The following is a 10,420-nucleotide window of genomic DNA, read 5'->3' as shown; positions in this document are numbered from 1 at the left end:
ACCACCGGGCCCCGCGAAACTCATGCTGGACGTCGCAGCGTCGAGCGAGCAGGGCGGTGACCCAGGGGCACCTCGGGTGCATCAGCAGCCTGGCGGCTACCGACACAAGGATGGTGCACCAGTGAGCGGGGACGCCGCCGATGATGCTGATAATGGAGAGCCCGGCGGCCCGGTTCGGGTCGGTCCAGGGCATGAAGCATGATGCGCCGATATTGCAGTTGCGTCGGCCAGAACTGCTGGTGCGCCTCGAGCAGCTCGCTGGCCGACAGGTACCGCATCTCGACCCGGTCGTCTCCGACGGCCTCCTTGCGGTGGATGATCGCAAGCTACTGGCCGGTGAGCGGGGAGTGGAGCGAATCGCCCTGGGCAGGGGCTACTACCCCGTCTGCGACCCTTCCTCGGAATCCACACCCGAGAGGCGATCAAGCCGCTGCACGCCGACCTGCTCTTCATGTCGACGACAGCGGTCACGCACGGGCGGTGCTTCCACCAGTCGCAGGAGACCGTTGCCGTGAAGCGGGCGATGATGGACGCGGCAGCATGTCGCGTCCTGCTGCTCGACAACAGCAGGTTCCACCGGCGTGGGGTCCACGAACTGGCCCCGATGAGCGCTTTCGACGTCGTCATCGTGGATTCCGGCACCTCCGCCGGCGAGATCGACGCCCTTCGCTCCGTCGGCGCCAACGTGTACGTCTCGGGTCAGGAGCCCGACGGCCCTGGCCTGCTCACAGACATGCTGTGGTCGGCCAACACCACCGCTCACCAGGACTGACAGCCGCCGACCGCGGACAGGCGGCGCGGCACATGTCACAGTGATCACGTCCACGCCCGGCTGGGCGGCGCAACATGGACGAAGGCGGGGCGCCGCGTTGGACTACCGCGTGCCCGCAACGCCCGAGGCCTGGGCTGCGCCTCACCCGTTCGCGTCGCCGTGCTCGGAACGGCTCCGCAAGGCGCGCGCTCTCGGTCGAAGCCGGCGAGTCGGGCGCTTGTCATTGCCGCACGTGCCGGGTCAGCAGCCCACCGGCGTCGCCGTAGACGACAACGGCGATGGTCTCGGCCTGGGCGAGCCGCTGGATCTCGACTTCCTTGCTGGGTCTGTTCGACTGGAGGCCGGACCTTCATCGCGCGCCGAGTTCCGGTGCGCGTTCCGGTCGTGGCGGGGACGTCGTTCCGCGGATGACGAGCTGCGGAGGTAATGCGACCTTCTTGGGCGCGCGCGGGGAAAGGTCGAGCCGTTCGACGACCGCGTGTACCGCCAGCTGGGCCATCTGGGGTATGTCCTGCCGGACGGAGGTGAGGTCGATGCCGGGCAGCCGGGCGAACCGGGAGTCGTCGTAGCCGACGACGGACAGTTCCTCCGGCACCGTGACGCCGGCGCGCAGCATGCTGTCGAGGAGCCCGATGGCGGAGAGGTCGTTGCTGGCGATGACCGCGGTCGGCAGCCGCTCGGCCAGCAGCGTCTGCGCGGCCTTCGCGCCTTCGTCCTCGGTGTAGCCGCCGGGCACCACGCGGATCTCTCGCGCCAGGCCGTGGTCGGCCATCGCCGCCCGGTACCCGGACCGCCGGTCCTCCGCCCCGGGGTTGGCGCCACCGTCGACGAAGGCGATCCGCCGGTGCCCAAGGGCCGCCAGGTGGTCGACCGCTTGGCGGGTGCCAAGCGCGTCGTCGTTGCCCACGACGTCGACCGGGCCGCGGGTGACGCTGCGGCCGACCTCCACGACGGGCACCTCCTCGACGATCGGGTCGAGCCGGTGGCCGTGCAGCTCGGGGCCGACGACGATCAACCCTTCACAGCGGTAGCGCAGCAGCTCGTCGATCACCGCCTCCTGCCCCCGGCCGGGGGTCGTGGCGCCGAGGAGCAGGTGGTAGCCCAGCTCTTCGACCACGGGAAACATGTCCTCGACCAGTTCGACCTCGAACGGGCGGCGCAGCGCGAACACCACGCCCAGGTTCCGGGTGCGGTTGCTCCGCAAGCCCCGGGCCAGCGAGTCCGGTCGGTAGCCGAGCTCCGCAGCGGCCTCGAGCACGCGCCGGCGCGTCTCCTCGGACGCGCCGTCCACCCCGCGCAGCACGATGGAGACCAGCGGGCGCGAGACGCCGACGTGGCGCGCGATGTCGGCCATCGTCGGGCGGCGCTCCTTCGGCGCCCGGGGCCCGCGGGCGGGCGGTCCGCCCGTTCGCTCCTGCTCGGTCATGCCGTCCCTTCCCCGTGACCCCTTGACGCCGACCCGACGCACGCGCACACTACCGCACTAGCACGTGCTACTAGCACGAGTTAGAGGTGCGATTCGCTTCTCGCAACCAGACACCACGGAGACCACATGAGTCACGACATCGGTGTCGCCGTCATCGGGGCGGGCATGGCCGGCCGGGCGCACGCGCACGGCTATCGGTCCGCCGGGACGGTTTTCTCCCCGGGCCTACCGCCGGTGCGCCTCGTGTCCGTCGCGGACATCAACGAGGACCTGGCGCGCGACACGGCGCAGCGGTACGGCTTCCAGCGCGGCGACAGCAGCTGGGAGGCCGTCGTCAAGGCCGACGACATCGACGCGGTCAGCGTGGTCGTCGCCAACGACCTGCACCGCGAGATCGTCACCGAGCTCGCCGCCGCGGGCAAGCACGTGCTGTGCGAGAAGCCGCTGGCCCCGACCTCGGCCGACGCCCGCGCGATGATCGACGCCGTGGCCGCCGGCATCGTCGCCCGGGTCGGGTTCACGTTCCGCCGCGCGCCGGGGATCAGCGCCGTCCGGGAGCAGCTCCGGTCGGGTCGGCTCGGGCGCCCCCTGTACATCAGCGCCCAGTACTGGACCGACTACGGCTGCGACCCGCAGGCCCCGATGAGCTGGCGCTACCGCGGCCGGCCCGGGTCCGGGGCGCTCGCCGACCTCGGCAGCCACCTCACCGACGTGGCCGAGTTCCTGCTCGGGCCGGTCGACTCCGTGCACGGAGCCGCCCTCACCACCGTCGTCCCCGACCGTCCCGTCCCGATCGGGCACGTCGTCGGGCACGCCCACGTCGAGGTGAGCGACCGGCGCGAACCGGTCGAGAACGACGACTGGGCCAGCTTCTCCGTGCGCTTCGCCAATGGCGCGACCGGCGACCTGAGCGTGTCACGCATCGCCTACGGCCACCCGAACACCCTGGAGTTCGAGGTCTTCTGTGAGCACGGCGCCCTCGCCTTCGACGTGAGCCGCCCGGGCGAGTTCGCGATCGCGACCGGCGGGCTGCCCGGCGACACCAACGGCTTCCGGCGGGTCATCGTCGGAGTCGAGCACCCCTACATCGCCGGCGGCATGGCGATGGACGCCACCGGGATCGGCGTCGGGCACAACGACAGCTTCGTCTACCAGGCCCGCGCGTTCCTCGACGAGGTCGCGGGACGCGACGAACTGCCACGCAACGCCTCGTTCGCCGACGGGCTCCACAACCTGCAGGTACAGGAGGCCATCGTCCGCTCCGCCGGCTCCGACACCCGGGCTGCGGTCGACGCATAGCCGCTCGTCCCACCGATCGAAAGGGCAACGATGCTCCGAACACGACAGCTCGCCACCGCCGCCGTCGCCGGCCTCCTGCTCGCCGCCACGGCCTGCAGCAGCCAAGGCGGTGCCCAGAACGAGCCCGGCGTCGCGGGCGGGTCCGGCGACGGCGGACAACGCTTCACCATCGCCATGGTCACCCACGAGGCGCCCGGTGCGGCGTTCTGGGACCGGGTGCGGGCCGGCGCCGAGCATCGCTCGGGATCGACCTGCGCTACGCCAACAACGTCGCCGCGCCCGAACAGGCCACCCTGGTACAGAACGCCATCGACAGCCAGGTCGACGGCATCGCGGTGACGCTGGCCTTCCCGGACGCGGTTGGCCCGGCCGTCCAGGCCGCCGCCCAGGCCGGCATCCCGGTCGTCGCGTTCAACTCCGGCATCGAGCAGTACGAGCAGTACGGCGCGATGATGTACTTCGGCTCCGACGAGCAACTCGCCGGACAGTCCCTCGGCGAGCGGATGGCCTCCGAGGGCGCGGGCAAGGCCATCTGCGTGGTGCACGAACAGGGCAACATCAGCCTGGAGACCCGCTGCGCCGGCGTGACGGCCGGCATGCCGAACACCGAGAACCTCAACGTCGACGGCACCAACCTGCCCGCCGTCCAGGCGACGATCACCGCGAAGCTGCAGCAGGACCCCGCCATCACCCACATCGTCACCCTCGACGCCGGCATCGCCGGCGCCGCCCTCGCCGCCCGCGACACCGCCGGCAGCGAGGCCACGATCGCCACCTTCGACCTCAACCCCGAAGTCATCCAGGCCATCCAGGACGGAGAGATCGCATTCTCCGTCGACCAGCAGCCCTACCTGCAGGGCTACCTCGCCGTCCAAGCGCTCTGGCTGAACCTGACCAACGGCAACGACATCGGAGGCGGCCGCCCCGTGCTCACCGGACCGTCCTTCGTGGACTCCTCGAACATCGCCCAGATCGCGGAGTACGCGGCGAACAACACCCGGTGAGCCCCCGGCGCGAGACCACCGACGGAGACGGGCGTCTTCGCCGCGGCCGCGCCGCCCCACCAGGAAGACCGCCTCGACCGACGACGGAGAAGCCGACATGACCCAGCACAGCCTGACCAACCTGCGCCTGGGAACCGCCCCCGACTCGTGGGGCGTCTGGTTCCCCGACGACCCGCACCAGGTTCCGTGGCACCAGTTCCTCGACGAGGCCGCCCACGCCGGATACTCCGCCGTCGAGCTCGGCCCCTACGGCTACCTGCCGACCCACCCCGAACAGCTGCGCGACGAGCTCGGACGGCGGGGGCTCACCCTGACCGGCGCGACCGCGGGCACCCACCTGCACCGCGGCGGTGACGCACTCGGCACCGCACTCACCGAGTGCCGCGAGATCGCCGCCCTGCTCGCCGCCCTCGACGCCCCCTTCCTGATCACACTGCCCGCCATGTACACCGACCTCCACACCGGCGAGCTGCTCGAACCCGCCGAGCTCACGGCCGAACAGTGGTCGACGCTCGGCAACGGACACTCCGAGCTCGGCCGCGTCCTCCACGACGAGTTCGGGGTCCGGCAGATGTTCCACCCGCACGCCGACGCCCACGTCGACACCGAACCCCGGATCCAGCGGTTCCTCGAGGTCACCGACCCCGACACCGTCTCGCTGTGCCTCGACACCGGGCACGTCACCTACGCCGGCGGCGACAACCGCGCGATCGTGGCGAAACACCCCGCCCGGATCGGCTACGCGCACCTCAAGTCCGTCGACCCCGCCGGGCTGACCCGCGTCCGCGCCGAGGGCATGTCCTTCGCCGACGCCGTACAGAACGGGGCCATGGTCGAACCGACCCACGGGGAACCGGACATGCCGCCACTGCTCGCCGACCTCGACGCCCTCGGCGTCCCACTCATCGCGATCGTCGAACACGACATGTACCCAGCACCACCCGGCGCGCCATTGCCGATCGCGACCCGCACCTGCCGCTACTACACCACGCACGGCCTCACCGGCTACCAGCGCTGACACCCACCGCCGGGCACTGCACCCCGTACCCGGCAGTCAGGCCGCGCAACCTCGCTCGCCGCGAGATCGCCAAGAGCCGGGTTCCTCACCGCGAAAGCCGCATCCGAACCGTGGGCCCAACGGCGTTGTTCCCGGCTTGAGGAGGCGTGGTGGTTCAAACGCCCACAGCACGAGCGACACGGGTGATGCGGCCGGTGGCGAACCCCGTCAGATGGGTACCGGCGGCTCCAGGAACGCCGCCCCATCCCGGCCGGGCTGGCCGGCCTGCGGCGGGTCGAGCGCAGGGCGCGCAGCCTACGACCGGCCGCGCTCGCGCTCGACAGCGCTGAGGTGCCCGCCGGGTGAGGCACCGGCCGGACAGCGTCACGCTGCTGCACTCGGTCCGCTGTCGCGGCGAGCGCGGCTTCGTGAGCCCTGCGCCACATCACGGCCAGCCCATGCAGCATCGCGAGCCGCAGCTGTTCCTGCACGACGGCGACACCGTCACCGTGGAGATCGACGGGGTCGGGAGCATCACGAACCGCGTTTCGGCGGAAATTATCCAGCGGGGCTGAGGGCCCCGCACGCCGAGTCGTGTTCGTGGCTCCGGTTGGAGCGGTGACAGCGTGTCCCGGTATGGACCGCCGGAGGGCGGGTAGGTGGCCTCGCGGCCTGTCCGACCGGAGCCGGTGATGACGCTACCGCACTGCTGCGATTGCTCGCTCGTCATGTGGTGTTCGAGATCGAGTCGATCGACCGGTTGTATCTCGACCTCTACGTGCCCAACCTGCAGTGCGGCCGGGCGCAGGTCGTCGGGTTCCTCACCCGCCATTGGGGTTCGGCATCCCAGCCACGGCGCTGGTGGCGCCGAACCGTGGTCATGATGTCTCCTTCTTCACCCGTGCCGCTGCCCGCGGCGACTCCAGCGTGAGCGTTCACGGACACCTCCGACTGGCCGCACCGATCCGGCACCGCGGGGCTGCAGCCCGGCCACACGTCCTGCTCGCAGCTGACCCACGCTCGGACGTGCTGACCATCTACCCACCGGTACGCTCGATGCCCTGCTCGCTCAGGGTCAGGTCGAACCGAGGGACGGTGAACCGACGTGACGATCCGCCCAACCGGAGCGCCGAGCGCAGCCACCGCCTGTCCACCAAATCGGGAACACTCCACCCGCGCAGGTGGGTCACCTTCTGCCCGGTCGTGTGCCCCGCCGCGACGACGTCGCAAGGAGGTTGGCAAGGACGCCCACGTCCGGCAGGTCCAGATGGGGCTGCACCTCCTCGGGCAGGCCGGCGAACGAGCGTGCGTGCCCGATTCCGGTGTGGACGGCCACGGCCAGAGCGCCGCCCTTGTGCGCCATCGGCACCTCGAGCTCGGGGTCGTCGCCGACGACGGCGATCTCGGCGGTAGACACCCCGAGGTGACGTGCGGCCGCGCGCAGCGCTTGCAGCGACGGCTTGCCGACGACCGTGACCCGGCAGCCGGTGATGTCGCGCACCACCGCGCTGATCGCTCGTGACGTGCCCAGCTGACGTCCTTCCGCGGTCGCGAAGAACAGCGACTGGGAGGCGCTGTAGAACCGGGCGCCCCCGAACACCGCGTCGCACGCGGCCTCCAGCGCCTCGAACGTCAGCTCCTGCCGAAACCAGCCCGCCAGGACCGCATCGGCCGTCGTGCCGCGCAGCGGCGGCAACGTCTCGATACCGGCCGCCTCCAGCGGCTCGATGATCCCTTTGCCACCGAGCACCATCACCCGCCGGTGCCCGCGGCGCCGGAAGACGTCGACCGCCGAGGACGTCGGCGTGAGCACCCCGTCGTCGGGCACCGGGAAGCCGAGGGCCTGTAGCGCGTGCGCGTACTGCTGCGGCGTCCGGGTGGTGCCGTTGGTGAAGATCCGGAACGGCAGGCCGAGCTCGGCCAGCGCCGCGAACAGCTGCTCGGCTCCCGGCAAGGGGCGCAGTCCCTTGTTGTTGCGGTCGCCGAGCACCAGCGTGCCGTCCATGTCCAGGACGAAACCGCGCACCCGCCGCAGTCGGTCCAGGGCAGCAGGGTCAGGATCAGGCACGGACGGTTCCTTCCCTCCGGCGCTGCACGAACAGGCGCAGACCGGGCTTGGCCACGGCCAGGTCGTGCACGGTCCTCCGTTCCCCGAGCTCGCGCAGCAGGGTGAGCACGGGCGTCAAGGCGGGGTTGTAGTGCTGCGGCGCGGGTCCGGCGGCGAGCATCGCGTCGACCTGCTCGGCGGGCATGTGCGCCCGCAGCAGCAGCTCCTCGTCGCTGATCGCCGGGCCGAACTGGCGGCGCAGCTCGGCCGGGGACGGGGGCGGCGGCTCCGACTGCAGCTCCCGCGCCCGCGGCCGGTCGAGGATCCGGTCGAGTACGTCCGGGTCGATCGGGGCGGTCGGCCGGCCGAAGCTGCCGAGCGCGTACCGGATCACCTGGTCGGGCACGTTGGCGTACCGCTCCCCGAGCACGTTGAACAGCGCCTGCGAGACCACCATCTGTGGGAACGGCGTGACCATGATCGGGTAGCCCAGCTCGGCGCGGACCCGGCCGACCTCCTCGATCAGGCTGTCGAACCGGTCCTCCATGCCGATCTCGCGCAGCTGGCGACGGGTCGTCGTCATCACGCCGCCGGCGATCTGGTGGTGCAGGAACGCGGCGTCGAAGTCCTGCGGTCGCCCGGCGGGCAGTTCCTCCGCGGCGGCCAGCCGGTCGAAGAAGTCGCAGGCCAGGCCGAGCGCGCGGTCGTCGATGTCGACCCGGTGGCCCATCTCGCGCAGGTTGGCCACCGTACGCCGCACCTCCGGTAGGGACGAGCCGTTGCCCAGCACACCGCAGCCGGTCTGGACCACCTCGACGCCGAGCTCGGGAGCAATCGAGTAGGTCAGCGGCGACAACCCGATGGTGGCGTGGGAGTGCAGTTCGAGCGGCGTGCTCCCGAGCTCCGCCTTGATCGCGGGCAGCAGCGTGCGGGCCCGCTCGGCGGTGAGGATCCCCGCCGGGTCCTTGACGTAGACGCGGTCCATGTCGGGGCACTCGCGCATCTGGCGGGCGAGGTCGGCATAGAAGGCGTCGTCGTGCATCGCGCTGATCGTGAAGGTCAGCGCGCCCACCACCTCGTCGACGCCGGCCTTCTTCAGCCGGCGGGCAGTCGCACGAGCGGCGTCCATGTCGTGCATCGGGTCGAGCACGACGACCCGGTCGATGCCGCCCTCGACCAGCCGGTCGTAGACCAGCTGCATCGTCTCCGGGTGCGAGTTCTGCCAGGAGATGAACCGGAAGCCCGTGCCGATGAACTGCAGCTTCGTCGTCGGCATCAGCGCCCGCGTGCGCCGGAGGAGCTCCCACGGGTTCTCCCGATGGGTGCGCACCAGCATGCCCATCGCCGTGCTCGAGCTGTAGTCCAGCGCCCGGAAGCCGACCCGCTCCAGGACCGGCGCCACCTGCAGCACGTGCGCGGTCCGCAGACCGGCCGCGCCCCACAGGCTCTGGTTGCCGTCGCGCAGCGAGACGTCGACCAGCCGGACGTCGCTCATCAGGACACCTCCACGAGATCCGGCTCGTGTGTCTGCAGGAACCGCTCGAAGAAGGCGGTGTCGACTCCGCCGGCGGCGAACTCGGGGTCGGCCAGCAGCGCCTGGTGCACCGGCACGGTCGTCGTCACGCCCGCGATCTGCAGCAGCTCCAGCGCGGCGCGGGCCCGGGCGAGGGCGTCGGCGCGGTCGACCCCGTGCACGATCAGCTTCGCCAGCAGCGAGTCGTAGTACGGCGGCACGACCGAGCCGCCCTGCACGTGGGTGTCCACCCGGATGCCGTCGCCGGCCGGCAGCACCACCCGCTCGATCCGCCCGGGTGACGGGCGGAAGCCGTGCGCCCAGTCCTCGGCGTTGATCCGGCACTCGACGGCGTGGCCGGACAGGCCGACGTCCTCCTGGCGGATGCGCAGCGGCAGCCCCTCGGCGACGGCGAGCTGCTCGGCCACCAGGTCGAGGCCGGTGACCATCTCGGTGACCGGATGCTCGACCTGGATGCGGGCGTTCATCTCCAGGAAGTAGAAGGCCTCGCGCTCGCGGTCGTAGAGCAGCTCGACGGTGCCCAGCCCGCGGTATCCGAGGTGCTCGGCGAGGGCCAGCGCCGTGGCGGCCATCTCGGCGTGGATCCGGTCCGACAGCAGCGGCGCCGGAGCCTCCTCGAACAGCTTCTGGTACCGGCGCTGCACCGAGCAGTCCCGGTCGCCGAGCGCCACGGCAAGCCTGCCGTCGCCGAGCACCTGCACCTCGACGTGCCGGCCCGAGGCGACGAACCGCTCCAGGTACACCCGCGGGTCGCCGAACGCGGCGGCGGCCTCGGCGATCGCGAGGTCGAGGGTGTGCGGGAGCTCGCCGGCCGAGCGCACCAGCTTCATGCCGCGGCCACCGCCGCCGCCGACCGCCTTGACCAGCAGCGGGTAGCCGACCTCTGCGGCGACCGCTCGCGCCCCGGCCAGGTCGGCGGCCTCGCCCCCGGGCACCACCGGCAGCCCGGCGGCCAACGCGTGCGAGCGGGCGCGCAGCTTGTCGCCGACCGCCTCCAGCGACTCGGGACTCGGCCCGACGAAAACGATCCCCGCCTCGTGGCAGGCCCGGGCCAGCGCGGGGTTCTCCGAGAGGAACCCGTAGCCGGGGTGCACCGCGTCGGCGGCGACCGCCTGCGCTGCGCGCACCACCGCAGCCGGGTCCAGGTAGGACGCCGACGGCGGAGCGGGGCCCAGCCGCACCACCCGGTCGGCCAAGCGGGCCGGCAGCCCGTCGAGGTCGGCGTCGATGGCGGCCAGCACCGACTCGATGCCCAGCCGGCGGCACGTGCGGATCACGCGGAGCGCGATCTCCCCGCGGTTGGCGATGAGCAACCGGCGAATCCTCACTGAGTCGGTCTTC

Annotated in this window: 11 protein-coding genes; 6 read left to right on the top strand and 5 right to left on the bottom strand. The window is 71.6% G+C overall.

What is annotated here, in order from left to right:
* On the bottom strand, nucleotides 1-193 hold a 193-nt coding region (locus KME75_RS20760), incomplete at its 3' end, for a hypothetical protein (RefSeq protein ID WP_219416527.1).
* A 192-nt stretch (nucleotides 194-385) separates the two neighbouring features.
* Between KME75_RS20760 and KME75_RS20755 the strand changes: the two genes are divergently transcribed.
* On the top strand, nucleotides 386-772 hold the full coding sequence (locus KME75_RS20755; RefSeq protein ID WP_219416534.1) for a DeoR/GlpR family DNA-binding transcription regulator: 387 nt from the start codon (nucleotides 386-388) through the stop codon (nucleotides 770-772).
* 349 nt (nucleotides 773-1,121) lie between these two features.
* On the opposite strand, the gene KME75_RS20750 is transcribed toward KME75_RS20755, so the two are convergent.
* Entirely contained in the window at nucleotides 1,122-2,198 is a 1,077-nt protein-coding gene (locus KME75_RS20750; RefSeq protein WP_246632491.1) for a LacI family DNA-binding transcriptional regulator, read from the bottom strand.
* 126 nt (nucleotides 2,199-2,324) lie between these two features.
* Here KME75_RS20750 and KME75_RS20745 point away from each other — a divergent pair, with 126 nt between their 5' ends.
* From KME75_RS20745 to KME75_RS20725, 5 genes are all read left to right on the top strand, one after another.
* Nucleotides 2,325-3,497, top strand: coding sequence for a Gfo/Idh/MocA family protein (locus KME75_RS20745; protein WP_219416525.1), 1,173 nt, complete (start codon nucleotides 2,325-2,327; stop codon nucleotides 3,495-3,497).
* The gene (locus tag KME75_RS20740; RefSeq protein ID WP_308282937.1) at nucleotides 3,494-4,501 is read left to right on the top strand and encodes a substrate-binding domain-containing protein; all 1,008 of its coding nucleotides are present in this window, start codon (nucleotides 3,494-3,496) and stop codon (nucleotides 4,499-4,501) included. Before KME75_RS20745 ends, KME75_RS20740 begins: the two co-directional genes overlap by 4 nt.
* 97 nt (nucleotides 4,502-4,598) lie before the next feature.
* Nucleotides 4,599-5,519, top strand: a complete 921-nt coding sequence (locus KME75_RS20735) for a sugar phosphate isomerase/epimerase family protein (RefSeq protein ID WP_219416524.1) — start codon at nucleotides 4,599-4,601, stop codon at nucleotides 5,517-5,519.
* 341 nt (nucleotides 5,520-5,860) lie between these two features.
* Nucleotides 5,861-6,073 carry a fumarylacetoacetate hydrolase family protein gene (locus KME75_RS20730; RefSeq protein ID WP_219416523.1) on the top strand — a complete coding sequence of 71 codons (213 nt, stop codon included), beginning with the start codon at nucleotides 5,861-5,863 and terminating at the stop codon, nucleotides 6,071-6,073.
* Nucleotides 6,074-6,228: 155 nt separating this feature from the next.
* On the top strand, nucleotides 6,229-6,429 hold the full coding sequence (locus tag KME75_RS20725; RefSeq protein WP_219416519.1) for a hypothetical protein: 201 nt from the start codon (nucleotides 6,229-6,231) through the stop codon (nucleotides 6,427-6,429).
* 255 nt (nucleotides 6,430-6,684) lie between these two features.
* On the opposite strand, the gene KME75_RS20720 is transcribed toward KME75_RS20725, so the two are convergent.
* From KME75_RS20720 to KME75_RS20710, 3 genes are all read right to left on the bottom strand, one after another.
* Nucleotides 6,685-7,566 carry an HAD-IIA family hydrolase gene (locus KME75_RS20720; protein WP_308282935.1) on the bottom strand — a complete coding sequence of 294 codons (882 nt, stop codon included), beginning with the start codon at nucleotides 7,564-7,566 and terminating at the stop codon, nucleotides 6,685-6,687.
* Entirely contained in the window at nucleotides 7,559-9,040 is a 1,482-nt protein-coding gene (locus KME75_RS20715) for a biotin carboxyl carrier protein (RefSeq protein ID WP_219416518.1), read from the bottom strand. Before KME75_RS20715 ends, KME75_RS20720 begins: the two co-directional genes overlap by 8 nt.
* A partial coding sequence (locus tag KME75_RS20710; protein ID WP_308282934.1) for an acetyl-CoA carboxylase biotin carboxylase subunit occupies nucleotides 9,040-10,420 on the bottom strand: 1,381 nt, incomplete at its 5' end. The genes KME75_RS20715 and KME75_RS20710, both read right to left, overlap by 1 nt.

The sequence above is a fragment of the Pseudonocardia nigra genome (assembly GCF_019396355.1).
Classification (GTDB): domain Bacteria; phylum Actinomycetota; class Actinomycetes; order Mycobacteriales; family Pseudonocardiaceae; genus Pseudonocardia; species Pseudonocardia nigra.
The sequence above is the reverse complement of the archived record's forward strand: the minus strand, read 5'-3'. Positions and strand labels throughout refer to the sequence as shown.